General features: G+C 60.4%; 22 protein-coding genes and 1 tRNA gene. 16 read left to right on the forward strand and 7 right to left on the reverse strand.

Features of this window, described 5'->3' with window-relative positions:
• Positions 1 to 225 precede the first annotated feature (225 nt).
• Together glnA and ABAC402_RS29960 are read right to left on the reverse strand one after the other, a co-directional pair.
• Positions 226 to 1632 (reverse strand): type I glutamate--ammonia ligase, encoded by a 1407-nt coding sequence (gene glnA, locus ABAC402_RS29955; RefSeq protein ID WP_023449445.1) that lies wholly within the window; start codon positions 1630 to 1632, stop codon positions 226 to 228.
• 40 nt (positions 1633 to 1672) lie between these two features.
• Positions 1673 to 2011: a P-II family nitrogen regulator gene (locus ABAC402_RS29960; protein WP_018080099.1), complete on the reverse strand. Its 339-nt coding sequence runs from the start codon at positions 2009 to 2011 to the stop codon at positions 1673 to 1675.
• An 808-nt stretch (positions 2012 to 2819) separates the two neighbouring features.
• Between ABAC402_RS29960 and ABAC402_RS29965 the strand changes: the two genes are divergently transcribed.
• The 3 genes from ABAC402_RS29965 to ABAC402_RS29975 all read left to right on the forward strand — a co-directional run bounded on the left by ABAC402_RS29965 (position 2820) and on the right by ABAC402_RS29975 (position 6587).
• Positions 2820 to 4607 (forward strand): amidohydrolase, encoded by a 1788-nt coding sequence (locus ABAC402_RS29965; RefSeq protein ID WP_023449446.1) that lies wholly within the window; start codon positions 2820 to 2822, stop codon positions 4605 to 4607.
• A gap of 316 nt (positions 4608 to 4923) precedes the next feature.
• Complete coding sequence (locus ABAC402_RS29970; protein WP_023449447.1) at positions 4924 to 5364, forward strand: response regulator; 441 nt, start codon at positions 4924 to 4926, stop codon at positions 5362 to 5364.
• Positions 5365 to 5375: 11 nt separating this feature from the next.
• A complete protein-coding gene (locus ABAC402_RS29975; protein ID WP_023449448.1) occupies positions 5376 to 6587 on the forward strand; it encodes a histidine kinase dimerization/phosphoacceptor domain -containing protein in 1212 nt (403 codons plus the stop codon).
• Between the two features lie 438 nt (positions 6588 to 7025).
• Here the strand turns inward: ABAC402_RS29975 and ABAC402_RS29980 are convergent, their stop codons facing one another.
• The gene (locus ABAC402_RS29980; protein ID WP_155847366.1) at positions 7026 to 7631 is read right to left on the reverse strand and encodes a response regulator transcription factor; all 606 of its coding nucleotides are present in this window, start codon (positions 7629 to 7631) and stop codon (positions 7026 to 7028) included.
• 283 nt (positions 7632 to 7914) lie between these two features.
• On the opposite strand from ABAC402_RS29980, the gene ABAC402_RS29985 reads away from it, so the two are divergent.
• Both ABAC402_RS29985 and ABAC402_RS29990 read left to right on the forward strand, forming a co-directional pair.
• Positions 7915 to 9009, forward strand: a complete 1095-nt coding sequence (locus tag ABAC402_RS29985; protein ID WP_023449450.1) for a sensor histidine kinase KdpD — start codon at positions 7915 to 7917, stop codon at positions 9007 to 9009.
• A gap of 329 nt (positions 9010 to 9338) precedes the next feature.
• On the forward strand, positions 9339 to 9839 hold the full coding sequence (locus tag ABAC402_RS29990) for a response regulator (RefSeq protein ID WP_023449451.1): 501 nt from the start codon (positions 9339 to 9341) through the stop codon (positions 9837 to 9839).
• 38 nt (positions 9840 to 9877) lie between these two features.
• On the opposite strand, the gene ABAC402_RS29995 is transcribed toward ABAC402_RS29990, so the two are convergent.
• On the reverse strand, positions 9878 to 10453 hold the full coding sequence (locus ABAC402_RS29995) for a TetR family transcriptional regulator (protein WP_031235550.1): 576 nt from the start codon (positions 10451 to 10453) through the stop codon (positions 9878 to 9880).
• 101 nt (positions 10454 to 10554) lie between these two features.
• Between ABAC402_RS29995 and ABAC402_RS30000 the strand changes: the two genes are divergently transcribed.
• Positions 10555 to 10929 carry a hypothetical protein gene (locus ABAC402_RS30000; protein ID WP_023449453.1) on the forward strand — a complete coding sequence of 125 codons (375 nt, stop codon included), beginning with the start codon at positions 10555 to 10557 and terminating at the stop codon, positions 10927 to 10929.
• On the opposite strand, the gene ABAC402_RS30005 is transcribed toward ABAC402_RS30000, so the two are convergent.
• Together ABAC402_RS30005 and ABAC402_RS30010 are read right to left on the reverse strand one after the other, a co-directional pair.
• On the reverse strand, positions 10930 to 11865 hold the full coding sequence (locus ABAC402_RS30005) for a S9 family peptidase (protein ID WP_023449454.1): 936 nt from the start codon (positions 11863 to 11865) through the stop codon (positions 10930 to 10932).
• Positions 11866 to 12179: 314 nt separating this feature from the next.
• A complete protein-coding gene (locus ABAC402_RS30010) occupies positions 12180 to 13622 on the reverse strand; it encodes an alpha/beta fold hydrolase (protein ID WP_031235552.1) in 1443 nt (480 codons plus the stop codon).
• A gap of 136 nt (positions 13623 to 13758) precedes the next feature.
• On the opposite strand from ABAC402_RS30010, the gene ABAC402_RS30015 reads away from it, so the two are divergent.
• The 8 genes from ABAC402_RS30015 (at position 13759) to ABAC402_RS30050 (ending at position 22508) form a co-directional block, all read left to right on the forward strand.
• Entirely contained in the window at positions 13759 to 15222 is a 1464-nt protein-coding gene (locus tag ABAC402_RS30015; RefSeq protein WP_023449456.1) for a LytTR family DNA-binding domain-containing protein, read from the forward strand.
• A gap of 91 nt (positions 15223 to 15313) precedes the next feature.
• Positions 15314 to 17677, forward strand: a complete 2364-nt coding sequence (locus ABAC402_RS30020; RefSeq protein ID WP_023449457.1) for a tetratricopeptide repeat protein — start codon at positions 15314 to 15316, stop codon at positions 17675 to 17677.
• Between the two features lie 8 nt (positions 17678 to 17685).
• Positions 17686 to 18456, forward strand: coding sequence for a glucose-1-phosphate cytidylyltransferase (rfbF, locus tag ABAC402_RS30025; RefSeq protein ID WP_031235553.1), 771 nt, complete (start codon positions 17686 to 17688; stop codon positions 18454 to 18456).
• Positions 18453 to 19499: a CDP-glucose 4,6-dehydratase gene (gene rfbG, locus ABAC402_RS30030; RefSeq protein WP_052025302.1), complete on the forward strand. Its 1047-nt coding sequence runs from the start codon at positions 18453 to 18455 to the stop codon at positions 19497 to 19499. Before rfbF ends, rfbG begins: the two co-directional genes overlap by 4 nt.
• Entirely contained in the window at positions 19489 to 20736 is a 1248-nt protein-coding gene (locus tag ABAC402_RS30035; RefSeq protein ID WP_023449460.1) for a class I SAM-dependent methyltransferase, read from the forward strand. The genes rfbG and ABAC402_RS30035 overlap by 11 nt, the downstream gene beginning before the upstream one ends.
• Positions 20736 to 21263 carry a dTDP-4-dehydrorhamnose 3,5-epimerase family protein gene (locus ABAC402_RS30040; RefSeq protein ID WP_023449461.1) on the forward strand — a complete coding sequence of 176 codons (528 nt, stop codon included), beginning with the start codon at positions 20736 to 20738 and terminating at the stop codon, positions 21261 to 21263. Before ABAC402_RS30035 ends, ABAC402_RS30040 begins: the two co-directional genes overlap by 1 nt.
• Positions 21256 to 22146 (forward strand): NAD(P)-dependent oxidoreductase, encoded by an 891-nt coding sequence (locus tag ABAC402_RS30045; RefSeq protein ID WP_023449462.1) that lies wholly within the window; start codon positions 21256 to 21258, stop codon positions 22144 to 22146. Before ABAC402_RS30040 ends, ABAC402_RS30045 begins: the two co-directional genes overlap by 8 nt.
• Positions 22147 to 22423: 277 nt before the next feature.
• Positions 22424 to 22508, forward strand: a tRNA-Leu gene (locus tag ABAC402_RS30050).
• Between the two features lie 97 nt (positions 22509 to 22605).
• Here ABAC402_RS30050 and ABAC402_RS41235 read toward each other — a convergent pair.
• Positions 22606 to 22848: a helix-turn-helix domain-containing protein gene (locus ABAC402_RS41235; RefSeq protein ID WP_082179907.1), complete on the reverse strand. Its 243-nt coding sequence runs from the start codon at positions 22846 to 22848 to the stop codon at positions 22606 to 22608.
• Between the two features lie 259 nt (positions 22849 to 23107).
• Between ABAC402_RS41235 and ABAC402_RS30055 the strand changes: the two genes are divergently transcribed.
• Together ABAC402_RS30055 and ABAC402_RS39230 are read left to right on the forward strand one after the other, a co-directional pair.
• A complete protein-coding gene (locus ABAC402_RS30055) occupies positions 23108 to 23563 on the forward strand; it encodes a hypothetical protein (protein WP_023449463.1) in 456 nt (151 codons plus the stop codon).
• Between the two features lie 309 nt (positions 23564 to 23872).
• Positions 23873 to 25102, forward strand: a complete 1230-nt coding sequence (locus ABAC402_RS39230; protein ID WP_023449465.1) for an SMP-30/gluconolactonase/LRE family protein — start codon at positions 23873 to 23875, stop codon at positions 25100 to 25102.
• Positions 25103 to 25316: the final 214 nt, after the last annotated feature.

Below are 25316 nucleotides of genomic sequence, written 5' to 3' on the forward strand. Positions count from 1 at the left end.
AGAACTGCGAAGAGGTCAAAAATAGAGAAAGGCCGCCCGTTGCCGGGCGGCCAGTAGCAGATGGGAAGGGCTGTAGCAAGTTATAAGTAACGTGCCGAGCCGTCCAATAGTGGGTCAGGCTGAGTCGAAAAGTGGTGGTTTCGAGACCTGGAGCGGAGCGTAGACAAGCGCGTCAGCACCGGGAGAGCAGGAAACAGCACTTTGCAGGCCAGCATCACCTATTAACTAGCACTTGTAGTACATGTCGAACTCGACCGGGTGGGGTCGCAGTTCGAGATTCATGACTTCTTCCATTTTCAGGTCGATGTAGGAATCGATGAAATCGTCATCCATGACGCCGCCCTTTTTCAGGAAGGCGCGGTCCTTGTCCAGGCATTGCAAGGCTTCGCGAAGGCTGCCGCAGACTTCCGGGATGTTCTTTTGCTCTTCGGGGGGCAGGTGGTACAGATCCTTGTCCGCCGGCGCGCCCGGATCGATGCGGTTCTCGATACCGTCGAGGCCGGCCATCAGCAGGGCTGTGAAGGTCAGGTAAGGATTCCCCATCGGATCCGGGAAGCGCGCTTCGATACGCTTGCCCTTCGGCGAAGACACCCACGGAATGCGGATCGAGGCGGAGCGGTTGCGGGACGAATAGGCGAGCTTGACCGGAGCTTCATAGCCCGGGACCAGGCGCTTGTAGCTGTTGGTCGTCGAGTTCGAGAAAGCGTTGATCGCCTTGGCGTGCTTGATTATGCCGCCGATGTACCACAGGCACAGGTCGGACAGGCCGGCATACTTGTCACCGGCAAACAAAGGCTTGCCGTTGTTCCAGATCGACTGGTGGACGTGCATGCCCGAACCGTTGTCGCCGAACATCGGCTTGGCCATGAAGGTGGCCGTCTTGCCGTAGGCATGGGCAACGTTATGGACGACGTACTTGTACAGCTGCAGGCGGTCGGCCATGGTCAGCATGTCCGAGAACTTCAGGCCCAGTTCATGTTGCGCGGGCGCCACTTCGTGGTGGTGCTTTTCAGGTTCCATGCCCAGTTCACCCATGACCGCCAGCATTTCTCCGCGCAGATCCTGCGCCGAGTCGACCGGGTTGACGGGGAAGTAACCGCCCTTGATCCCTGGGCGGTGGCCCATATTGCCTTCGGGGTAGACCTTGGCCGAGTTGCCCGGCAGCTCAGAAGCGTCATAGGCGTAACCGGTGTTTTCCGGCGCGATCGACCAGCGGACGTCGTCGAAGATAAAGAATTCGGCTTCGGGACCGAAATAGACTGTGTCGCCCACGCCCGACGCCTTGACATAGGCCAGGGCCTTCTTGGAAATTGAGCGAGGATCGCGGTTGTAGGGTTCGTTGGTGTCGGGGTTTACGACGTCACAGAACAGGAACAGTGTGGTCTGCTGATAGAAGGGGTCGATATAGGCCGTCTTTAAATCAGGACGCAGCTTCATGTCCGACTCGTTGATCGCCTTCCAGCCGGCGATCGACGAACCGTCGAACATAGTACCGTCGTCGAGGAAGTCTTCGTCGACCAGGTCGATGTCGAAGGTTACGTGTTGCATTTTGCCGCGCACGTCGGAGAAGCGCACGTCGACATACTTGACGTCCTTTTCCTTGATGAGCTTGAGAATGTCGGCAGAAGTCATGTTTGACGCCCCGTTAAGCCGTTAAATACAAAGGGAGCTTTCAGACCGCCTGCGGTCCGGACTCCCCGGTTCGGATGCGAACGACGTCGAGAACGTCACTCACGAAGATTTTGCCGTCGCCGATCTTGCCGGTGCGTGCCGCGGTCTGGATGGCCTCCAGGGCGGCGGGGGCAAGGTCGTCGGCCACGACCAGTTCGATCTTGATCTTCGGAAGAAAATCAACAACGTACTCGGCTCCCCGGTAGAGTTCCGAGTGGCCTTTCTGGCGACCATAGCCCTTGGCCTCCAAAACGGTCATCCCTTGAACCCCGATCTCCTGAAGGGCTTCCTTCACTTCATCGAGCTTGAAGGGTTTGATGACGGCTTCTATCTTTTTCATGAGGTATCCATAAAACTTTTAGACCGTTCAACGTTGTAACATGTTTGCATCGCGCAAGAATGCAAGCCGTTTTGGTAACGCCCGGCTCACATGGCTGAAAGAAACGATTACGATACGTGAACGCTGAGATTTGGGACTTAGCCCTGCGATGGGCCAAACACAAAGTGAAATAGCGTTTTAGCTCAGATTCGCCGTGCATAAAGGGAAAATTTACGCGAATCACATGCTGCGGCATGCCCGAATGCGATAGTGGTCACAACTGCAATTATGTCGAAGCGTCAAGCGGCAGACTGAAGCCCGAAAATCGCAGTTATGCTGCGATGCGGTGCCAGTCCGGTTTGTTCCGTGTCCCGACGTGTCCCCCCAGTCTGAAACGACCCAGTCTGACACAACCCGTCTGTTGTCACCGAGCCTGCCGTCACCGAACCTGCCTGGGGGGCGATGAACCCGCGGGCAAGCGCCCGGTCCCTCCAATTCGAAAACTCTTCTGGAAGGGCGCCTTTCGAGCAACTTGACGGTCGGGCACGGATCCGGGGCATAAGCTGCCGCGTATTGCCCTTAAAGGCGCCCGGGAGGTCCTGGCCAATTTCCGTGCCGCCGATCAACAAGACCCCAACGGTGCCACCAGCCCTATCGTCGATCTGTATCGCGCCAGGGGCCGGTCTGCAAAAATGGTCGAAAGCTTCGTTAACTATCGGAAGAAGATCCGGACGACGGCGCCGTGCCGGTCGGCAAGTTCACCTGACAGTGACCGGTTGACATTGCGCCCGGCGCACAGTCACCTTTGGTCTGTTTTCAGGAGCACCGCATGCTATCGCCAATCGTCCGACTGAGTTGCCTTGCCGCGGTGCTGCTGGGCTGCAGTCTTCCCGCCGTCGCGGCTCAACCACCCGCCCAGACCGTCTTTATCAACGGGAAGGTAATGACGCTCGATCCCGGCGGCACCGTCGCCCAGGCCGTGGCGATCCGTGAAGGTCGGATCGTCTTTGTTGGCGACGACATCGGCGCCAAGGCCCTGACTGGCCGCAAGACCGCTGTTGTCGACCTGAAAGGCCGGACCCTTATGCCGGGTCTGGTTGATGGCCACATGCACCCGCAATCGGGGGGCTTGCGCACGCTTGGCTGCAACCTCAATTATGAACGGCTGACTCGCGAAGATTTCCTGGGCCGCGTCCAGGCCTGCCTCGATGCCGAGGCCGATGCCCCGGCCGATCGCTGGCTGGTCGTCATCAACTGGTTCCAGCAGGATATGATCCCTACGGGCTACGCTCCGACCCACGCCGACCTCGATACCCTGATGACTCAGCGCCCGGTCATGGTGCGCTCGTCATTCGGACACTCAGCCCTGGTCAATTCGGCCGGGTTGGCCTTAGCCAAAATTGGCCGCGACACACGGGACCCCAAGGATGGTCGTATCGTCCGCGGTCCCGATGGCGAGGCCACCGGCCTGCTTGAAGACGCCGCCCAGTCGCTCGTCCAGGACCTGGTGCCGCCTCCCGATGAAGAGACAAATCTCAAGGCGGCCCGAATCGCGCTGAAACTGATGGCAGAGCAGGGGATTACCACCTTCCTCGATGCCTATACCGATATCGAGACCCTCACCGCCTATCAGACCCTGTACCGCAACGGCGAACTGACGGCGCGCGGCCACTTTGCCGTGCTGGTCGACGCCGGCGAAAACTACAACTCTGAGGCTGCCGTGGCCGAGGTGGTACGCCAGCGCCAAATTTACGACACCGGCGATCAGGGCGCAAAACCGGCCTTGCGCATCCATACCGCCAAGCTGTTCCTCGACGGCGTCATTACAGCACCGGCCTTCACCGGGGTGATGGTGGCACCATACTTCGAGAATGTTGGAAGTGAATCCGATCCCCACTGGCGTCCAGGCAGCAACCGCGGACCCAAAACCTATTTCAGTTACGAACAGTTGACTGACACCCTGCGCCGTCTGGTTGATGCCGGCATCGATCCGCACATGCATGCCGATGGCGACGGCGCCGTGCGACTGGCGCTGGATGCCGTGGCCGACCTGCGCCGCAGCCGTCCGGGTGTGGACGTCCGCCCGGCTGTCGCTCACGCCGAAATCGTTGATCCCGCAGATTTTCCGAGGTTTGCCGAACTGAATGTTGTACCGGTCCTGTCGTTCCAGTGGGGCAAGCCCGCCGCTGACACCATCGAGGGCGCGCGAGACTATCTCGGTCCCTACCGCCACGCCATTTTGGAGCCGTCGGGCTTGTTGGCCATCTATGGCGCCCGACTGACTTTTGGCAGTGACTGGCCGGTTGATCCATTGAATGAATGGTTCGCGTTGAAAGTCGCCGTGACCCGCACGACGACGCGCGATGATCAGGCCAAGTACCCCGGCCGTTTGGGCATCGACCCTGGTCTGGACCTGGACGCGGCCCTGCGCGCCATGACCTCTGGCTCAGCCTATGCCCTGCAGGTTGAACAGGATGTTGGCTCGATCGAACCCGGCAACTATGCTGACCTGATCGTGCTTGATCGCGACCTGTCTGCGACGCCGCCGGAGGACCTCGGCGACACGCAGGTGATGTTGACCATGCTCGGCGGCAAGGTCGTGTACCTGAGAGAGTAGGCGACTGCAGGCCAAATGGGTTCATCGGGGTGTTTTCGACGCGCCGGCTGGCTAAGCCTGTCACCTTGTTAACCCGGTCAGACTTCGGCGTGCAGGTTCGGAGTCTACCCACGGCGGAAGTTCTTGGCAAAACGTCTGGTGCACAGTCCCGTAAGTGGTGCAGGACGTCTCGAAAAAATCGCCCGACCCAATGAGAACTTACGCCGGGGTGAAATTTGAGCAAAACAGATCCGGTTATAGGTAGAATCCGATCCTGTTCGGCCGTCGCAGATACTCTACAACCTACCCGCAAAAGTTGGGGCCGCGAGGATAGTCCATGTTGAAGGTGCTGATCGTTGAGGACGACCTGATGATTGCCGACATGACAGAAGCCTGTCTTTTGGCGTCCGGCTACCGGGTTTGCGGCATTGCACGGACCGTGGACAAGGCTGTAGCCCTGGCCAGGCTGCACCTTCCTGATCTTGCGGTGATAGATTTGCGACTGGCCGAAGGCGGATTTGGTACGGAAATCGCCTTTCAGTTGCATAAGCTCCGGCGAACGGGCATTTTGTTTGTCAGCGGCAACGCGATGCAATTCGAGTTGACATCCGATGATGGCGACGCCTGTCTGGTGAAACCGTATTTGACGAAGGATTTGCTAAGCAGCCTCAGTATCGTTAGCGATATCGCCACCACCGGTTCAAGTCATAAAACCCACCCGCGTGGTTTCAAGCTCCTAAAGACTGCCTTGCCTGAACGTGGAGCCGCCCATGTCTGAGAACGCTGCCCATGTCTGACAACGCTGCAAGAGTATACAAGCTGCTTCGCCAACAGGCGGCGATCGCCGGTTTCGGCAGCTATGCGCTGCGCGAAGGTGACCTGCACAAGGTGCTGACGGAAGCCGCAAGGGTCTGCGCACTCGGTCTTGACGTTCCGTTCAGCAAGGTGTGCCGTTTCCGCGAAAGCGAAAACGATCTGCTCGTTGAAGCCGGCTACGGCTGGAAGCCCGGCGTGGTCGGCAACGTCGTCTCCAGGGCCGACGAAAGCACACCGCAGGGGCGCGCCTTCATTACCGGACAGCCCTCCATCGCCAACGACCTGCGCGCTGACAATGGGTTCGAATTGCCACCCTTCTATGCCGATCATGGCATCATTTCGACCGTCGACGTTGTCATCCATATCAAGGACAAGCAGCCCTACGGCGTACTCGAGATCGACAACAATGTTCAACAGAACTACGATCAGCACGACATCAACTTCCTGACCGGTTTTGCCAATGTCCTGGCTGAGGCCGTCGCGACCTCGGCGCGCCTGGAACTGTTACAGGCGACCATCGGCGAGATGAAGGCCCTGGTCTCGGAAAAGGACCGGCTTTTGGACCAGAAAAAGGTTCTGGCCGAAGAACTTCAGCACAGGGTCCGCAATAATCTGCAATTGATCTACGGCATGCTGACGAAACAGTTGGACGATACCAGCGATGAAGCCGGTCAACGCGGTCTGAGGGCCATCGCGCGCCGCGTATTCACGCTGGCCAAGGTTTACGAAAACCTGCTCGGCACAGAAATGACTCATGCCACCGACTTCGGAAACTATGTGAAGTCCTTATGCGTCAATCTGGCAGAAATCCAGGATGGCGATATCGAAGGTATTGCGCTGACCTGTGCCAGCGAATCTTTCCTGCTGGAACTGGACGTGGTTACAGCCTTGGGTATCATCGTCGCGGAACTCGTCACTAACAGTTACGACCATGCCTTTGCCGACGGGACCGGCACTATAGCCGTGTCCGTGTTCCGCGACCCTGCTGCGCCCGAGACCGGCCATCTGACTGTACTTGACGATGGAAAGGGATTTGGCGAACGGGCGGGCAGTAAACGGCATGGTGTTGGACTTGTTCGCCGGCTTGTCGAGCAAATCGGTGGGGATATTCATCTGGTTGCAAGTAAGGGCACGCTCTGGTCGATGACTTTTCCAATCCAGGAGCCCGTCAAAGTTCTGCCATAGGTAGCCTAGGAATCGAGAGCAACACGCGTTTTGATGAAATCAAAACTCTGTTCCAAGTTTCTGTTTTGTCGCGCAATTTTTCCGAAAACGGGAACGCCCGTGCAGTGGTGTCCACCTTATCGGATTGCGCTCTAATACCAAGCCTCATAAAGAATGACGCTTGGTATTCGCATTTTTTCAGCTCAAGCGCCGCTTGGCTCCTCGCGTAAGCTCGGGCGGGCAGTCGCCCTTGCCAATCCACGATGAGTCAAGGTCATCGTGGATTGGTATAACACCAAGACTCATGAAGAATGACGCTTGGTATTCGCTTTTTTGCAGCTCAAGGGCCGGACTATGCGCCCCCCATGGCTCCTCGCAAAAGCTCGGGCGCCCCAGAAACGTACGCTGTCGCGCTTGCCAACCCACGATGAGTCAAGGTCATCGTAGATTGGTATAACGTCACATATGCGGGTTCGACGGATCTGCGATGCCGCTGGTGGCAATGCGCACCAGATCCGGCAGGGACCTGGCCTGAAGTTTTTTCATGATGGACGCGCGATGATTTTCGACGGTGCGCTGGCTGATTCCCAAGTCAGCGGCGATGTTCTTGTTAGGGTGCCCTGACATAATCATCGCCATGATGTCGCTTTGCCTCGGTGTCAGCCTTGCAATACGCTCAACCGCCGACCGGTGTTCGGTCTCGAAAGTGGCCCGACGCCGAGACGCCTTGACTGCCGTCTCAACGCAGGCGATCAGCCGGCGACGGGTGACAGGTTTTTCCAGGAAATCCCACGCTCCCGCTTTCATAGCCTCGACCGCCATAGTCACATCGCCATGACCCGTAATCATAATGACGGGAATTGTGTGGCCGCTGCTGCGAAAATCTTGCAATAGCTCCAGACCGTTCATGCCAGGCAGCCGTGAGTCGAGCAGCAGGCAAGCGTTTCCAACTGAGGTATAATCGCTCAGAAAGGCTTCACCCGTTCCGTATTCTACGACAGACAGTCCTTCACCCTCAAGGAAGTCTCGCAAGACGTCACGGATAATGCAGTCATCGTCGACCACGTAAATCAGAGGTTGCGTCCGCGTCGGGCCGCTGTGCAAGGGGGAAGTTTGAAGTGGCAATAGCTGTTGTTTCTGGCCCGTTGCGGACTCGCAATGTGGGTCGATCTAACACTCTGCTGCAATGCGCAAATTTTCAATGCGTATTTTCCGATCCTATCCATTATCTGACTTTGCAAGACATATATTGACTTTCGACAAATGTCGGCTTGCCAAAAATGTGTGCCTCGAAACTTTTGCCGGCGTCGGATTCTGATTTCCGGTTGTGGCAGGGAAAGCGTGTAAAATGCAACTCGTCGACTTCATTCGTGGAAATACCGCCGCGATTGTGGCGGATTGGGAGAGCTTCGCACGGACCCTCGTGCCCGCCGGCGTCCACATGGGGCCGCTGGTGATGCGCGACCATATTGTCCAGATCCTCGACTTCATCGTCACCGATATCGAATCGGCACAGACCCTGGCCGAGCAAACCGAAAAGTCCCATGGCGACAAGCCGAAGGGCCATAACCCGAGCGCCGCCGAGATCCACGCGTCTCTGCGCTATGACGGAGGCTTCAATATGGATCAGATGGTCTCGGAGTATCGCGCGCTGCGGGCCAGCGTGACCAAGCTGTGGCTGGCCTCTTCTCCGGTCGTGACCGGCGCCCATGTCAATGCCCTGATACGTTTCAACGAAGCCATCGATCAGGCGCTGACGGAATCGATTCGCGACTACTCCCAAAAACTCGACCTGGCGCGCAACCTGTTCCTCGGGATACTTAGCCATGACCTGCGCAATCCGCTGGGCGCGATTTCCATGTCGGCGCAGCTGACCATGAAGGTCGGATCTTTGGGAGAGCGGCAAACCATGCTGCAAAACCAAATTGTCGAAAGTTCGGTGCGGGCCAGTGAGATCGTCAGCAATCTGCTCGATCTGACGCTCGCCCGGCTGGGGTCGGGTTTGCCGATTGTCCGCCAGGTCATGGATATGGGATTTACTGGCCACCAGTTGGTCGATGAAATGCGCGTCCTGCATCCCGCCCGCGAGTTCGTTTTGAAGGTGTCCGGCGATGTACGGGGCGCCTGGGACAAGGCGCGCATCGGCCAGGTGTTTTCCAACCTGCTGGGTAATGCAGTTCAGTACGGATTTCGAAGCTCGCCCATCACGGTCCGTGTCGAAGGCACACCCCACGCCGTAGTGCTTTCGGTGCACAATGAAGGCATACCGATTGCGCCGGAAAACCAGCACACCATCTTCAACGCTCTGACCCGAGCCCAATCAAATGACGAAACCAAAAGCCGGCCAATATCAACAAATCTTGGTCTCGGCCTATACATTTCAAAAGAAATTGTTGCGGCCCACGGCGGTACGATAAGCTTTACATCTACCGAAGTCGGGTGAACGCTGTTTAGGGCATGTTTTCCACGTGAAGCCGAAAGCTTGACGGACGTCCGATTTGCGGAAGCCGTGGGTACGCAAAAATTGAAATCTTAAGTAGTTTCCGAGGCTGCCCGGCCGTCGTCACCCGCGCTAAGGTTGTTGATCTGATGTCATCATAGCGACGACGGGTGAAATCTCCCGAAAATCTCCGAATTCGTTGGGGTCTCCGCTGCCCCCTTCAAGTGCACACGCGCCGCTTGAAGGTAAAAAGACCAAGACAGTGGCTGTCTCGACAAAACCACTTCGTCCTGGATTTCAAATCGTCCGGGATTTCGATTTCGAGAGTGCCCATGACCACCGTCGCTGAAAGAACAAAGTTCCCGCAGGTCCTGTTGGTAGAGGACAACCGCGGCGATGCCATTCTGATTCGCAAGGCGTTTGAAAGGGCCGATGTACCGGGCAGGGTCACGGTCGCGGACACCGCGGAAATGGGGTTGAAAATCCTGCGGCAGGGGGGAGATTACGCCCAGGCGCCGCGTCCGGATCTCATCCTGGTGGACCTCAACCTGCCTTACATGTCAGGCAGCGAATTTCTGACTCAGGTCAAGACCGACCCGGATCTTCGGGTAATTCCGGCGATCGTGATGAGCAGTTCCAAGGCGGAAACGGACCTGCTGGATGCCTACAAGGCCTATGCCAATGGTTTCGTAACCAAGCCGTTTACGCGAGACGATTACGACCGTGTCGTGAGCAGCCTTGAGGACTACTGGTTCCAATTTATCGAAACGCCTGACCCCCGACGCTCGGTTTTGGCAAAGACGGGAGACCCGATGGTCGAACCCGCTTCATGAAAATTGATTGATACGATGCCAGAATGCCGCGCGCGCGACTATGGGTGTGCGGCATGCAAATTGGGAAACACCGACTGCACGAGTCCATTGCTTGTCAGGTGCAAGGTCTCCGCCACGACCGACTGAGACACGGCGATCTGGCCCAGCACCCACGGGACCAGCACGGCAAGTTGCGCGGCGGCGATTTGAGCAGCAACCAGATTCAGCGGTACCCGCGCAGGGCCTTTGGCTTGCGCCAACCTGACCAGGCGGGCTTCGATCAGGTCAGCCAACACGCCCAACATCACATCGCGCGCTGGCAGGTAGAACAGCACCCGGCCTAAAGCCTGCCGCGCCTTGAAGTGCTGCAACCACCATCCGAGATGGGCCGGCAAATCGCGCGATCCAATCACCGAAGCCAGGGCCGACATCGGCTCGGTCAAGCTGTCGCGCAACAGGTCGTCCTTGACGCGGAAATGCTCATACAGGGTTGAACGGCCGACATTGGCTCGCGCCGCTACTGCAGCCACCGTCACGGCGGGGTAGTCTCGCTCAAAAATCAGCGCGATAAAGGCCTGGCGGATCGCCTGGCGTGTCCGGTCCTGACGTCGATCCAATCTCTCATCAACAGACATCTTCTTCCCTTTGTCCGGTACTGGACAAAGCCTATGCCGAATTTTGCCGAACAGCGCACGTCTTTTGATAGACTGACAATACCCTTATGAAAGAGCACCCCATGCCCGCCGTCCTCGACCAACGCCTCTTCCTGCCAACAAAGAACTTCTTCCGCTCGATAGATTTCTATACTCGTATGGGCTGGACTTCGGCTTATCAGGATGCCGACCTGGCTTTGATGAAACTCAGCCCCTCGCATTTCTTCCTGCAGAATGCCTTTGTCGAAGCATGGGCGCACAACACCATGGTGCATCTTGTTGTCGATGACGCTGCGGCCTGGTACGACACAGCCTGCAGGGTCAAGACCGAAGGCGGGTTCGCCGAGGTGACGGTGCATCCGCCGCGTCGCGAAGCCTATGGCGCTCTGGCCACCCATGTCCTCGATCCGGCCGGGGTGTTGCTGTTCTTTGCCCAGACCGATCCGCCGGCGACGTAGTTAACCCTGGCTCAGCCGGCTGGAAATCTCGTGCGCCGACAAAGTGATATTCGCCGCAGGCCCGCTGTCGGACAATATCTTCTGAGCGATCACCTCGTTGGCGGGGCCCAGGACGTCGAAGTGACCTGCACCCGGCACCTCGATGAAATCGATGGCCGGATTGCTGTTCTCTTCCTTCATGATGCGCAGCGCTTCAACATTGCCCTGGTCACCTTCGATAACGAACAGCCGACCGGCCGCACACGTCAGCCACAGGACCGGAGCGCGCAGTTCCCGTTCCGCAGCCGGCAGGGTCGTAAAATCGCGGGGAACGAACCCCTGGCCGTAGACGGCCGTGTCATGAACGGGGCCGAACGAAAACACCGCCCGGAAGCGATCGCCGCGCGTTTCCGCAGTCAGCAAGACAAGGGTGCCGCCGGTGCTGTGCCCGCCGAGATAAATGCGGTTCGGGTCGACATAGGGCTGACTGGCAAGATAGTCCGCCGCCGCCAGGACATCGTCGACTTCGCCATACAACCCCTCGATCTGCCCGGGATTTCGGTTGCCTCCGCGCAGGGATGGGAACATGGTGACGATGCCGGCCTTGACGTAGGCCGAGGCCGATTGATCATTGTCAAGCGGCCGGGGTGACCAGACATCTCCGATGGAGTTGGTTTCGCCGCCGGTCATCCAGATAATGGCCGGATGCTTTTGGCCATCGCCGGGATCGGGGGTGATATAGGCGGCCAGGTCTCCAACGGCGGACGGATAGGTGACGGCCTTGAACAGCTTTTTCGGCGGGGCATCCAAGCCGCCGCCATTCGCTGACGCATAATGGATAGTGGTTTTGAACTTCGCCCGTGATTCGGCCAGGGTTCCCGGTGCCTGGGCCTTAGCGTTGCTGCACCCGGCGCAGGCCACGAGCCCGGCGATCGCAAAAAGTCGACGGTTCAACATGAAAAGTCCCCCTGAAAGCTGGGGATGTAACAGGTCGCCAAGCGGAGCGTCAACAGTGGGTTGTCTCCAACCCCCGAGCGGAACAGAGAGTCAGGAGCTTTTCGTTTATCTTGCCTGTGGTCCTGGCGAAGTATGGTGTGGTGATCCTGTTTACCTTGTGCCGGAAAGCGGATTGTCGCTTTCAATGTTTCGCCAATCCCTATCGTATGTCCTCTCCCGTTGAGCCGTTGCTGCGTCACCTAATCTTCGAGTGGCAGGCGCGAAAAGGCAGTTTTCGGCAAACGGTACAACGGGAGCTGACAGGCGGGCGGCGGCTACATGTTTGGCGCGAAGGAAGGCGCAGGCACCTTGATCAGGTCCGTGTGTGGGGTGTCACCGCGCATGAACTCACGAATCACCTCGGTGACCTCCGGCGACACCATGAACAGATTGTGGCCTGCATTCGCGACCGTGACTGTTGTCGCGTTCGACAGGCCGGCGACGGCCGCCTGCTGCTCGCGCGGGTAGGTGCGCCCGTCCAGCGTGCCGGTCAGCACCAGCACAGGAATATCGCTTTGCGCAGTAGCGCGGAAACCGTCGCCGAGGTCGAGGCCCAGCACGCCTGTCAACTGCGGCATGGGATAGTTGAGCACGTCGCCGAGCAGGGCAGATCTGGCCTCGTCTTGGACCTGGGCAAGACGTTGCGCGCCGATACCCGAGGCAACATCCATGGCCAGCGGCATCAGACGAAACGCTTCCGGCGCACCGGGCACGACAAAGCGGCCGAACAACCCGGCGAGAGGCTCAGTGTAGCCGGCATCAACGGCGAGATACAGCATCAGCAGTTGCGCAGCGCTCCCCGGGTCGGAAATCAAAGTGCTCGCCGCCATCTGCATGTTTTCGGTCGTGAGCAGCATGTCTTTCGGCCCGCCCGTTGTCGGGACATGGAGCATAACGGGTTCGGCATCTAATTTGGCATGGACGCGACGCATGAGGGCCTTGATATCGGGGAAGGCCGCCTTTGCGGCAGGTTCCAGATCGACGGCGGCTTGCAAACGGTCGAAATAGGCGTCGGTTTCGGACGGCAGCTTTACTGTCTGATCCAATCCCTCGACGCTGGCCAGAACGATCCGGTCGATACGGGGCGACATCGTCTTGACCGCGGCCAAGGCCAGGTGCGTGCCATAGGAAATACCCCAGAGCGTAATCTTGTCGGCGCCGAGATGGACGCGCAGGGCATCGAGGTCGCGCGCGTTCTCCACCGTCGTATAGCCGGCGGGATCGAAGCCGGATGTGCGCCAGAAGGCACCGCACTGTTCGGCAGCCTGGCGCAGGAGCCGGTTCGATTCGTCCCTGGCGACCACGCGATCCAGTGGGATGACGACGTCAGAAACGCATTTGGGCGCCATTTCCGACAGGCCTGTGCCGCGCTGATCCAAGGCTATGACGTCGCCGAACTCGCGCATCGCCATGAACAATGGAAAACGCTCACCCTTGGCGGTGTCGATACCGGAGCCGCCCGGTCCGCCGGCCAGATAGACGATCGGCGAACCCGGATGCCCACCTGTGGCGGCGAAGCGGACATAGTGGACCTCGATCGTCCGGCTTTTGGGATCGGCGCGGTTTTCCGGCACCGACATGACGCCGTGAAAGGCTTCAACCTTGTCGCCAGCGCGGCTTTCGAAGAGGATGGCGTTTTCTGGCGCGTCTTCGGCGGCGTAGGCCGGTATTGCCAGCCAGAGACAGAGAAGCGGGGCGAGGGATATTCTGGGGATCATGAGGGCACCTGAACGGGCTGACCGAACCCGCATAGTCCGGAGAGCGGGCCGGATTACACGCGCCTTTCGGCCGGCGGCGGTGGATTTCCGGTGACCGGCGGTGACCGGCAGCGCCAAATCGGCTAACGGTTGGAGCATGAAGCCGTTTTTCGCCGTGCTCGCCCTTCTGTTCCTTTGTCTCCAGGCCGCCGGCGCCGCGGCCGGCGAAGTCATGATCCATGACATATCCGTCTGCCCATCCCGCTTCGAGACAACCCAATGCGTCAAAACCTCAATTGCCGAACTCGATCCCCAGGGCCGCGATCTCTGGGTCCATGCCCGGGTCTCCATGACATCCGAACAGGGCCCGCTTGGCCTTTTTGTCCTGGCCAAGGCGTCCAGCGAGGCCTGGGTCAACGGCGTCCGTATCGGAACCAACGGCGTTCCCGGCGCCTCGCGCGCGCTGGAAAAGCCCGGCCGCATGGACGTGGTGTTTGCCATTCCAGACGGCCTGTTGCACGCCGGTGACAACGACATCGTCCTGCGGCTGTCGTCGTTTCATGGCATGCTGCACCTAAGCCAGCCGGTTCACCAACTCTTTATCGCCCCGTATCGCGATCCCCAGGACACCATCCTGCGACTTTACTGGCCATCTCTGGTTACCTTCGGCGTCTTGCTGGCGGGAGCTTTCTTTTTTGCCGCCTCGGCCATTTCCGCTGTGAACCGGCGCGACCCCTTGCTGTTGTCCCTAATGTCGCTGTTTGCAGCAGGCCAGTTGTTTACCGAGGTCTACCGCGGCCTGGCGCCCTATGACTACCCGGTCCAGGACGTGCGCCTGATCGCCATTACCGCCTGTTCCATTGCCTTCGGCCTGACCCTGGCAGCGTTGATCGTATCGCGGTTTGTCGAACGCCATGCCCTGGCGGTCTATGCCGCCATCGCTGCCCTGATTCTGGCGCCAGCAGTTTTCATGCCCGGTTTTGACGGCAAGGCGACGGTTTCGCTCCTGGCCGCCGCGGTCGGTTGCGCGGCGATCGCCGGCCGTGCCGCATTCAACAGGGACATGGCAGGCAAGTTCTCGTTTGCTGCTTTGGTGGTTTTTGCAGGGTCGATCTTGGTGTTTCCCAACCTGTTCCTCGACGTCTTGTTTTTCTACGAAGTCGCTGCGCTGTTACTGGTCTTCTTTGCCGCCCGGGCCGTGACGTTCGAGCGGCAGCGGCGGGACCATGAAAGGGAACAGATTCGCGCCCACGACCTGGAAGTGGCATTGGCCGGCGCGACCCTGCCGCAAACTCCCGCCGTCATCCGGGTCAACGGCGCCGGCACGATTAACATCGTCAACGCTTCGGACATCACCCTGTGCAAGGGGGCCGACGACTATGTCGAACTTCATATGGCGGACGGTCGCAAGATACTTCACAACGGCGCCATGTCTGACCTTGAAATGGAACTGCCCGTCGGCTTTCTGCGCGTCCATCGCTCATATATCGTAAATTCCAGAGTTATAGAAACATTGAAGCGTGAGGTAAGTGGCGTAGGAATCCTAACCCTTTCCAATGGTGCTCAGGTACCCGTGAGCCGGCGCATTATGCCGAAGGTCCGTAGCGCGCTTTTCACGTGACGGCAACGGAGGTGTTTGCTATGTCACCTGGATTGCCCCGATTGGCCTTTCCCTCAGCCTTGCCTTTTAAAGATGTAAAAGATTCCATTGCATGGCCCCTCCGAAAGTACCCATAGCCGCCAAATCACCGGCGAACCTTCGCCAGCAACTGGAGGCCCAGCTTGCCTCCGGCCCGGTGGACGAAACCTCGCCCCAGGCCCTGGCTGACCTGGCCTGGCTTTATGGCCAAACCGGGGACAGGCGCCAGGCGATTGACCACTATGAGCGCGCAGCAGCCCTGGCGCCCTTGCCCCAGCCTGCCGTCATCGATTATGCCATGCTCCTGCTGGACGACGGACAACTGGAAAAGGCCGCCGATCTGGTCGAGCCGCGAATGAACGCCAAGCCGAAAGACTTCACTCTGGTCAATCTTATGGGGGTCGTGCGACGCCGGCAGAAACGCTTCAGCGAGGCCTTGGAGCGATACCAGCAGGCCAAGAAGCTGGACCCAAAGGCCATCGGACCGTGGCTCAACTCGGGCAATGTCTACATGGATGTCCATGAGGGCGCCAAGGCGGAAGAGGCCTTTTTCAAGGTCACCCGCATGGACCCGAAGAACGCCGAATATGTCCGTCTTCTCGGGCGTTCCCAGCAGGTCCAGGGTCAGTTGGTCAAGGCCATTGCCACCTTGCGCCGCTGCCTGATGATGCAGTCCAACAATGTCAAGGCGGTCAAGGACCTGGCCTTTGTCCTCACCCAGGCCGGGCGCCCGGAGGAAGCCCTGACCGTCATCGAACAACGGCTTAAGCTTATGCCGGGTGATGCCGGGCTGTGGCAGGCCAAGGGTGATGCGCTACGCCGGTCCGGCAGGGTCGATGAGGCCGTGCCCTGTCTCCAGGAAGCCCTGCGGTTGAACCCAAAGGAGTCGGAAGCCTGGGTCAGCCTTGCCCGGGCCCTGGCGCCGACCGACCGCGAGCAAGCGAATATGTGCTACCGCCGGGCGCTGGAGTTCGACCCTTCGTCGCTACGTATCCTGGAAGAACTGTGCGGCAGTCTGAACCGCAGCCGCTATGGCGCCGAGGCCGAACACATAGCTGAGTCCTACCGGTTGGGTTGCCGTCTCGCCGAATTGTATGGGTCGACCGACGCGCCGGTTTCCCAGGACGCCAAGTCCGTGTTGACACGATGCCTGGACTTTGACCGGGTTGCGCGCCTGGGCGATAAGCGCGCCATGTGGTCCCATTGGCTGCGCAAGGGCGAGGGCGCGGCCTTCCACCTGGAGTTGGCCGGGGTCAAGACGTTCGAGGACCGGCTGGATCTTGTGGAGTGTCACCGCGCCTGGGGTAAGGGCGCCGAGGCGACGCGTCCGCCGGCCGCCATCTCGCACGCGCCAGCCATCGTGCGGTCCAAGATTCGTGTCGGCATTTTTTCAAACGACTTGCGCGAACATCCGGTGACATATTTCGCCCAGCCCCTGCTCGAACTGTACGACCGCGACCGGTTCGAGCTCTATTGCTATTCGGGGTTTGCCGGGGCGCCCGACCGGGTGCGGAAATACCTTGAGGGGCGTGTCGACGTCTTCCGTTCCGTGCCGCGCATGCCAGAACTGCAACTGGCGCAGACCTTTGCCAACGACCAACTCGACATCCTGTTCGAACTGGGCGCCACCACCATGGACAAGTTTGAAGCCATGGCCTACCGGCCGGCCCCGGTTCAGGTGAGCTGGCTGGGCTATCCCCATTCCTGCGGGCTGTCGACCATCGACTACATCCTGGTTGATCCGTATCTCAAGCCCGAAGATCCACGCCTGCTGCTGGAAAAGCCGTTTGAGCTGCCTGATACCTGGGTTACCCTGGGCAACATCGGCTTCTTCGATGTCGAAATCCTGCCGGAGACTCCGGAGACTCGCCGCGGTTTCATCACCTTCGGCACCATGAACAACCCCTACAAATATACGCCGGAAGCGATCGCGGCGTGGGCGGCGATCATGAACCGCGTGCCCAATTCGCGCTTCCTGTTCGTTCGTCCCGAAGGCAATGTCGAGGCCTTCTGCACCAATGCCGAAAAGGTCTTCGGCGCGCACGGAATCGCCGCCGACCGCCTGCTGTTCACGGCGGTGCGCGGCCGCCACTTGCCGCACTACAATGATATCGATATCGCGCTGGACACCTTCCCACACGTTGGCGGCACCACCACGTGCGAGACGCTGTGGATGGGGGTTCCGGTCATTACCCTGGTTGGGCCGGCCTTCTTCGAGCGGCTGAGCTTTTCCAATCTCAGCAATGCCGGCCTGGGCCATCTGTGTGCCGTGTCTGTGGCAGACTATATCGACAAGGCGGTAGACCTTGCCCAGGATCGGGCCCAGCGCCAGCATCTGCGCATCAACCTGCGAAGCCAGATCGCGCAGCACCCGTTGGGCCAGCCCCAGCGCTTTACCGATGCCTTCTACGGCAAGATCAAGGACGTGCTGGGATGAAGGCCCCAATGAAGGCGATGATCTTGGCGGGCGGGCGTGGCACCCGTATCTCCGAAGAATCGCAGTCGCGGCCCAAGCCTATGGTCGAGATCGGCGGTATGCCGATCCTGTGGCATATCATGAAGATCTATGCCGCCCACGGCGTCACTGACTTCGTCGTCTGCCTGGGCTACAAGGGATATCTGATAAAGGATTTCTTCTGCAACTACGCCCTGCACCGCGCTGACCTGACCGTCGGCCTGCGCAGCGGCGGGGTGACCATCCACGCTGCCGAAACCGAGGACTGGAACGTCACCCTGGTCGAAACCGGCGAAGACACCCAGACCGGCGGGCGCATCCGCCGCGCGGCGAAGTATCTCGGCGACGACGACGCCTTCTGCCTGACCTATGGCGACGGGGTCGGCAGTGTCGACATCGCTGGCTCGCTGGCCTTTCACAAGGCACATGGTCGGTTGGCGACCGTGACCGGAGTTCAGCCGCCGGGTCGCTTCGGCGCGCTCGATATCGATGATGGCCATGTCCGCCGGTTCCTTGAAAAGCCAAAAGGCGATGGTGGCTATATCAATGGCGGTTTCTTCGTGCTGGATCGACGCGTCGTCGACTATATTGACGGCGACGACACAGTGTGGGAGAGCGGACCACTGGAGCACCTGGCGGCCGACGACCAGTTGATGGCGTTTCGCCATGACGGCTTCTGGCAGCCCATGGACACCCTGCGTGAAAAAATCCAGTTAGAACAGATGTGGGACAGCGGCGATGCGCCGTGGAAAATCTGGTGACGTCCGCCTGGGCAGGCCGCCGGGTTCTGGTCACCGGGCATACCGGTTTCAAAGGGGCGTGGATGTGCGCCGTCCTGGAACGGTTGGGGGCGCAGATCACCGGCCTGGCCCTGCCGCCAGAACCGGGAGACAACAACCTGTTCAGTATGCTGGCGCCGTCGATGGGCACGGTCAGCCGCCTGGCCGACATCCGAGACGGCGCGGCCGTAAAGGCGATCGTAACTGACGCCCGGCCGGAAATGGTTATCCACCTGGCGGCCCAGTCCCTGGTGCGCAAATCCTACGACCAGCCATTCGAGACCTTCGACGTTAATGTCCGCGGCACCCTCACGTTGCTCCAGGCCCTGGTCGATTCCGGCCAGAGCGCGCCCGTGCTGGTGATTACCAGTGACAAGGTTTACCGCAATGACAACCAGGGCCGCAGCTTTCTGGAAAGCGATGCCCTGGGCGGGGAAGACCCTTACAGTGCCTCCAAGGCGGCGTGCGAAATCGCCGCTCGCGCCTTTGCCGACACGACGGGGCTTAAGGTGGCGACGGCGCGCGCCGGGAATGTCGTCGGTGGTGGCGACTTCGCCCGGGACCGTTTGCTGACCGATGCCTGGCAGGCCTATGTTACCCGCACGCCGCTGACCCTTCGCCATCCCGATGCCACCCGGCCATGGCAGCACGTCCTCGATGTCGTGTTCGCCTATCTGCGCCATGCCGCCCAGTTGCTGAATGAACTAGCAGGCGCGCCGGCCGCCGTGAATATTGGGCCGGAAGCCGATCCGTTGACCGTCAGTGACGCCCTGGTTGCTTTCTATTCGCAACTGACCTGGAGCCCGCCGCACCAGGTCCAAAGCGACGCGCAACGGCCGGAGAAGACCCGGCTGGACCTCGATCCTGGCCTGGCCTGGCGGGCGCTGGGCTGGCGTAACCGCCTGTCCCAGACCGAGGCCCTGCACTGGGCAGCGCAATGGTACAGCGCCTGGGACAGCGGACAGTCACCCGTCGACATCACTACCGGCCAGATTGAGGCGTATCTGAACCACCATGGCACCTGATTCCGCGTCCCACTGCCGTTTCTGCCGCACACCGTTCAGTCGCGTCTTCCTCGACCTCGGTCTTACGCCGCTGGCCAACAGTTACCTGACCGATGCCCAGTTGGAGCGGCCGGAGCCAACGTATCCGCTGAAGGTTCATGTCTGCGAGGCCTGCCTGTTGGTCCAGGCTCAGCCGGTGGTGCCGGCCGAGGACATCTTCAGCGACTACGCCTATTTCTCGTCGTTCTCGTCGACCTGGCTGGACCACGCGGCGCGCTATTGTGGCGATATGCGCGACCGGCTGAGCCTGACCGCCGACAGTTTCGTTGTCGAAATCGCCAGCAATGACGGCTATCTGCTGAAGAACTTCGTTGCCGCGGGCATTCCCTGTCTCGGGGTCGAGCCCGCCGCCAATGTGGCGGCGCAAGCCGTGCGCCAGGGCGTGCCGACCGACGTGGCCTTCTTCGGCGCTGAAACCGCGACGCGGTTGCGCGACGCCTACCGCCCGGCCAACCTGATGGCGGCCAACAATGTCCTGGCTCATGTGCCCGACCTCAATGACTTTGTCGCCGGGTTCAAGATACTGCTGGCGTCTGGAGGCACGGCGACGGTCGAATTCCCGCACATCCTGGAACTGATCCGCGACGTCCAGTTCGACACCATCTACCATGAGCATTACAGCTATTTTTCGCTGTTCACCCTGGAGAAGGTCTTCGCCCATCACGGCCTGTGCCTGTTCGATGCCCAGCGCCTGCCGACCCACGGCGGATCGCTGCGCATCTTCATTTGCCACAAGGACGACGACCGGGCAGGGGAGGCCGCCGCCAACCTGTCAGAGCTTCGTGCGATAGAGCGCGAAGCCGGTCTCGACGGCATCGAAGGCTATGCTGGCATGGCGGCGCGCGTCGACGCCGTGGTCACCGGGCTTAAAGGCTTTTTGAGTGAGGTTGCGGCTTCCGGCAAACGGGTGGCCGCCTGGGGCGCCGCCGCCAAGGGTAATACACTGCTGAACGTCGCCGGCGTGACCGCGGACCATATCGCCTTCGTGGTCGACCGCAACCCCGCCAAGCAGGGACACTACCTGCCGGGGAGTCACGTTCCGGTGGTCACACCGCAGACCCTGTTTGACGAAAAGCCTGACTATCTGCTGATCCTGCCGTGGAACCTGGCAGATGAAATCCGCGCCGAAGCCGACGCGATCCGCGGATGGGGCGGTCGCTTCGTCACCGCCATTCCTGAACTGCGGATTCGTGACTGATGCGCTTCGAGGCGACACCTATCCCCGGCGCCATGATCGTCGCGCAACAGCCGATCAGTGATGAGCGCGGTTCGTTTGCGCGGACCTATTGCCGCGATACCTTTGCTGTTGCCGGCCTCGATTTCGTACCGGTCCAGGAAAGTCTGTCGAAGAACCGGGCGCGCTTTACCTTGCGCGGCATGCACTTGCAGACGGCGCCCCATGCCGAACAGAAACTGGTGCGCTGTACCCGTGGCGCCGTGTTCGATGTCGCCGTCGATCTGCGTCCGGACAGCCCGTCGCGCGGTCGCTGGTTCGGGCTCGAATTGTCGGCCGACAACGGCCTTTCTCTGTTTATCCCGCGCGGGGTCGCCCACGGCTTTTTGACCCTGCGCGACGATGCCGAGGTGTTTTATCTGATCGACGTGCCCTATGCCGCCGGTTCGGCGACCGGCGTGCGGTGGAACAGCCCGGTGTTCGCGATCGCCTGGCCGTCGGCGCCGGCGGTGATTTCAGATCGCGACTCCCAATGGCCTGACGATGCGTAAAATCGTCGTTACCGGCGCCTCGGGTTTTGTCGGGCGCCATGTCCTGCAGCCACTGTTGGATCAAGGGTTCGAAGTCCATGCTATCGGGCGGACGGTTGGATCGGGGCCAGCGGACATCACCTGGCATCGGCTGGACCTGCTGAGCCAATCGGCTGAGCCCCTGCTGGCGGCGTTGCGCCCCAGCCACCTGCTGCATTGCGCCTGGATCACCGAACATGGGCGTTACTGGGGCGCACCGGAAAACGCTGATTGGGTCCGGGCCAGCCAGGCCCTGATCGAGGCCTTTGGGCGCCATGGCGGGCAGCGCGTGGTCGGCGTCGGCAGTTGCGCCGAATATGACTGGACGCTGGAAGGCGATGCGCCCTGGCCGGAAACGCGGGCTTGCGTCCCGGCGACGGTCTACGGCCGCGCCAAGCTGGGACTGGCCACCTGGCTGGCCGACCGCGCGCCGGACTTAGGCCTCGACTATGCCTGGGCGCGTTTGTTTTTTCTGTTTGGCGAAGACGAGCACCCGCAACGCATCATACCCTACCTGATCCGCTGCGCGCTGACGGGGGAAACCGCGCGCTGCACGTCTGGGCTTCAGGTCCGGGATTTCCTAAACACCCGACTATGCGGTGAATACCTGGCGTCCGTCGTGGCGTCTGACCTTACCGGCCCGGTCAATATCGGCAGCGGCGAGGGCGTCACCCTGCGCGACCTGGCAGGCTTTATCGAAACCGCTGTTGGTCGCAAACTGGAGGTTGACTTCGGCGCCTTGCCGGATCGGCCGGGCGATACGGCCAGCATTGTCGCGAACATCAATCAGATTGGCACTGCCTGCAATTTGCCGCGCTCTGATTTGACAGGAGAATTGGCGAGGGCCGTTCGACGCGGACGTTAGGCCTGTAAACCCAGCAGATTCGGTGGCAGCTAATACCAAGCCTCATAAAGAATGACGCTTGGTATTCGCATTTTTTCAGCTCAAACGCCGCGTGGCTCCTCGCAAAAGCTCGGGCGCCCAAAGAACGTTCTCTGGCGCGCTTGCCAACCCGCGATGAGTCAAGGTCATCGAGGGTTGGTATAACTGAATGCGTAAGTATTCTCCAACCATTCCGTAGCCGGGCACATCATTTCCTTGACCTCTTCGACGCTTTCCGCCAAGAACCCCACCGGACCTTGCGGATGTGGCGGAACTGGTAGACGCACTGGGTTTAGGTTCCAGCGCTGCAAGGCGTGGAGGTTCGAGTCCTCTCATCCGCACCATTTTTTTCGCTCACGGCTAACTCGCTTCGCTCGTGCCGCCGCGGGGCGGCGAAATGTCGCCGGCGCCCAATCGGGCGCTGTTGTCCGCGCGCACACTTCATGCCTGTGACCGAGACGTGGCGAAGACGGCGCGCAGGTCGCCGGGCCAGGCACTGAACCGGCGCTGAAAACACCTGTTGAAACAAGAAGTATCGCTGAACCCGACCTCCAAAGCGATGTCGGCGACTGTCCTCCCGTTGCCGCCGCGTTCGGCCAGCCGGCGGCTGGCTTGAAACAGACGACCTTCGGCGAAATGCCCCGACAGGTTAAGACCGGCGGCATCGACTCCTCCCGGGTGCAGGACTCGACCGACAAGGTCAGCCTCGAAGACTGCAGGGCGTTAATGGCGGCCTATGGCGCGGGATGGAAGTCGTACGAGCGGCGCTTGCTGGTGACCGCTCTATGGCGTCCGCTCGCAAGAAGAGCCCTCCGGCTCGAGCGCTGCCTTCCGCCGAGGCTCAAGTCGGAGAGGCCTGCTTACTGGCGGCCGGTAACAGGCGATGGCGGTTCATCCAGGTGGGGGACTTGCGCTTTCGTGTCGATCTGCCACATAGCAAGGCATGACCGAAGCGCCCGCCTATCCCAAAATCTTCCGTCCCTGGCTGAGCATCGCGCTGCTGGGGGTTTGTCTGGTCCTGATCGTTGGAAAGCTTGTTGTCCTGCTGCTGGATCCGTCGACTCTTCAGGAAGCCATACGTAGCTTGCCGCTGTACCTGCCACTGGCGGCGCTGTTTGGCTGGTACATGACCAATCGGCTGATCCTCTCTGCCGAAAGCTTCGATCATCGCTATCTATGGAAGCATCAGGTCTATCGGCGTGCTGACATCGTCAGTATCGAAGACACGCGCAGTGTCCGCGGGCGAATCTCGCTCGTACTGATGGTTCGCGAGCCCGATGGGCGCAGCCGCCCGATCTATATCTCGCCGCCGGGCAAGGGCGGCCAGGCGTTCGTCGACTGGCTGCGTGGTCTGCCGGGTTCAGAAAACCTTTCGCCGCTGGATGCTGCCGGGAAATGACAAAGACCCAGGGCATGTATGAAGGCCGTGGGAGACGCCGGAATGGGTCAGTCTTATAAACCTGAAAATGCTCCAGCGCGAAAGCTCGCCGGGCTGAGCAGCGATTTCACCATGACGACCAGTTCGCAGATCCCGGCATTGTGGGAGAGGTTCAGTACCCATGCCCAGCCGGAACGACTCGAGCCAGACGTCCATAATGGCGTCGGCGAGGGCGAGGTTACAATCTGAATCGCTGCAGTGGCCTAAAGGTTTTGTAACTGGTGCTTCCTTGCGTGCGTGATAGCGTGCCCTCGAGAGAAGGAACATATCATGCGGTGGACAGGGCTTTTTGCGGCGGCCACTTGGTTGGCTGCCGGCAGCGTCATGGCGCAGGACTTCGAAATCGGCGCTTTCCGTCAGCACCGCGCGGCGGCCGTTGCCGCGGTCAACAGCGGTAACTTCGCCACAGCCCGCATGGAGGTCAGCCAGGCGCGAGCTATGCTGCCGTCGGCACCGTCGGTTCTGCTGCTGGGGGCGCAGATTGAGGCTGCTGCCGGGGATTCTCAAGCCACCAAGGCGTGGCTCGATGACTATCTCAAGCGCGGGCTGTGGTTTGATCCGGCACGCTATCCCGGCCTGGCGGCGGTACTCGATGACGCCGGCAAGGCGCAACTGGCGGCCAATGGCGCCGACTTCGGCACCTTCTCCACGCTTGCCGAGATACCTGATGCCGTCCTGGTCGAAAACGTAGCAATAGCCGGCGACGGCAAACTCTATTTCAGCACTGTCCGCGAAGGCGCTCTGAACCGCTTTGAACCACGCTTTATCGTCCACGACTTGCCGGGCGGGCAGGGCGGCTACGGTTTGGTGGCGGACGGCAAGACGGCGTGGCTGGCCGTCAGTCCCGGCGGGGTTGCCGGTGTCTCGGCTGCCCTGCGTGAAGCGGAACTGCTGCACATCGACCTCAAGGACGGTACGGTGGTGGCCCGCTTCAGCGATTATGGCGCCAAGGGGTTCAACGACCTGGCCCTAGGCCGCACCGACCTTTACTCCAGCGACAGTCAGGGCGGCGCAGTCTACCGGCTGAAGGGCCGGGCAGGGAAGATCGAAACCTTGATTCCTGCCGGTAAGCTGGGCTCGCCGCAGGGGTTGGCCGAAAGCCCGGATGGCAAGACGCTGATCGTCGCCGACTACCCATCGGGCCTGTGGCGGGTGGATCTGGCCACTGGTGCGGCGTCCTTGCTGGCGGTGCCGGACGATGTCGCCCTGCCCGGGACCGATGGCGTGACCCGGGACGGTAACGATCTGATCGTCGTCCAGAATGGCGTCAGTCCTGCAAGGGTGCTGCGCGTTCATCTGACGCCCGACTGGCAGGTCATTGAGTCGGTAGAGGTTTTGTTGCGCGGCGGTGTGCTGGAAGAACCGACCGGGGGCGTGATCTATGGCGGCGATTACGTCTTTGTTGCGCGCAGCCAATGGACGGATTTCGGCGAAGACGGCGCGAAAGTGCCTGCAGGCGTCAAACCGGCAATCATCGGACGGTTGAAGCTGCGTGATTGAAGGGCGACCTAATCTTTGGTTATGCCGGCAAACAGTTTCGTCTTGTGGGTGCGTAAACGGCGGGTCGTCATGGCTCAGACCGACAGAACCCCTGGTGTGGATCATGGTCTTTGTCGCCGCGTCGTTGACGGCCTCGACCCGGTCGCTAACGGCCAGTCAGGATGATCAGACCTGAAAGCTACATTAAAAACCCGTTGCGTCGCGGCGCGGTCCA

The sequence above is a fragment of the Asticcacaulis sp. AC402 genome, from assembly GCF_000495835.1.
Lineage (GTDB): Bacteria > Pseudomonadota > Alphaproteobacteria > Caulobacterales > Caulobacteraceae > Asticcacaulis.

Excerpts from the sequence above, each read along its gene's own strand:
- ABAC402_RS30040 (WP_023449461.1), top strand. The coding sequence starts at position 20,736 with ATGCGCTTCGAGGCGACACCTATCCCCGGCGCCATGATCGTCGCGCAA.
- ABAC402_RS29975 (WP_023449448.1), top strand. The coding sequence starts at position 5,376 with ATGTCTGACAACGCTGCAAGAGTATACAAGCTGCTTCGCCAACAGGCG.
- ABAC402_RS29960 (WP_018080099.1), bottom strand. The coding sequence starts at position 2,011 with ATGAAAAAGATAGAAGCCGTCATCAAACCCTTCAAGCTCGATGAAGTG.
- ABAC402_RS30015 (WP_023449456.1), top strand. The coding sequence starts at position 13,759 with ATGAAGCCGTTTTTCGCCGTGCTCGCCCTTCTGTTCCTTTGTCTCCAG.
- ABAC402_RS30010 (WP_031235552.1), bottom strand. The coding sequence starts at position 13,622 with ATGATCCCCAGAATATCCCTCGCCCCGCTTCTCTGTCTCTGGCTGGCA.
- ABAC402_RS29995 (WP_031235550.1), bottom strand. The coding sequence starts at position 10,453 with ATGTCTGTTGATGAGAGATTGGATCGACGTCAGGACCGGACACGCCAG.
- ABAC402_RS30020 (WP_023449457.1), top strand. The coding sequence starts at position 15,314 with ATGGCCCCTCCGAAAGTACCCATAGCCGCCAAATCACCGGCGAACCTT.
- ABAC402_RS29970 (WP_023449447.1), top strand. The coding sequence starts at position 4,924 with ATGTTGAAGGTGCTGATCGTTGAGGACGACCTGATGATTGCCGACATG.
- ABAC402_RS39230 (WP_023449465.1), top strand. The coding sequence starts at position 23,873 with ATGCGGTGGACAGGGCTTTTTGCGGCGGCCACTTGGTTGGCTGCCGGC.
- ABAC402_RS29985 (WP_023449450.1), top strand. The coding sequence starts at position 7,915 with ATGCAACTCGTCGACTTCATTCGTGGAAATACCGCCGCGATTGTGGCG.
- ABAC402_RS30045 (WP_023449462.1), top strand. The coding sequence starts at position 21,256 with ATGCGTAAAATCGTCGTTACCGGCGCCTCGGGTTTTGTCGGGCGCCAT.
- ABAC402_RS29965 (WP_023449446.1), top strand. The coding sequence starts at position 2,820 with ATGCTATCGCCAATCGTCCGACTGAGTTGCCTTGCCGCGGTGCTGCTG.
- ABAC402_RS30055 (WP_023449463.1), top strand. The coding sequence starts at position 23,108 with ATGACCGAAGCGCCCGCCTATCCCAAAATCTTCCGTCCCTGGCTGAGC.
- ABAC402_RS29990 (WP_023449451.1), top strand. The coding sequence starts at position 9,339 with ATGACCACCGTCGCTGAAAGAACAAAGTTCCCGCAGGTCCTGTTGGTA.
- ABAC402_RS30005 (WP_023449454.1), bottom strand. The coding sequence starts at position 11,865 with ATGTTGAACCGTCGACTTTTTGCGATCGCCGGGCTCGTGGCCTGCGCC.
- ABAC402_RS30000 (WP_023449453.1), top strand. The coding sequence starts at position 10,555 with ATGCCCGCCGTCCTCGACCAACGCCTCTTCCTGCCAACAAAGAACTTC.
- ABAC402_RS30035 (WP_023449460.1), top strand. The coding sequence starts at position 19,489 with ATGGCACCTGATTCCGCGTCCCACTGCCGTTTCTGCCGCACACCGTTC.
- glnA (WP_023449445.1), bottom strand. The coding sequence starts at position 1,632 with ATGACTTCTGCCGACATTCTCAAGCTCATCAAGGAAAAGGACGTCAAG.
- rfbF (WP_031235553.1), top strand. The coding sequence starts at position 17,686 with ATGAAGGCGATGATCTTGGCGGGCGGGCGTGGCACCCGTATCTCCGAA.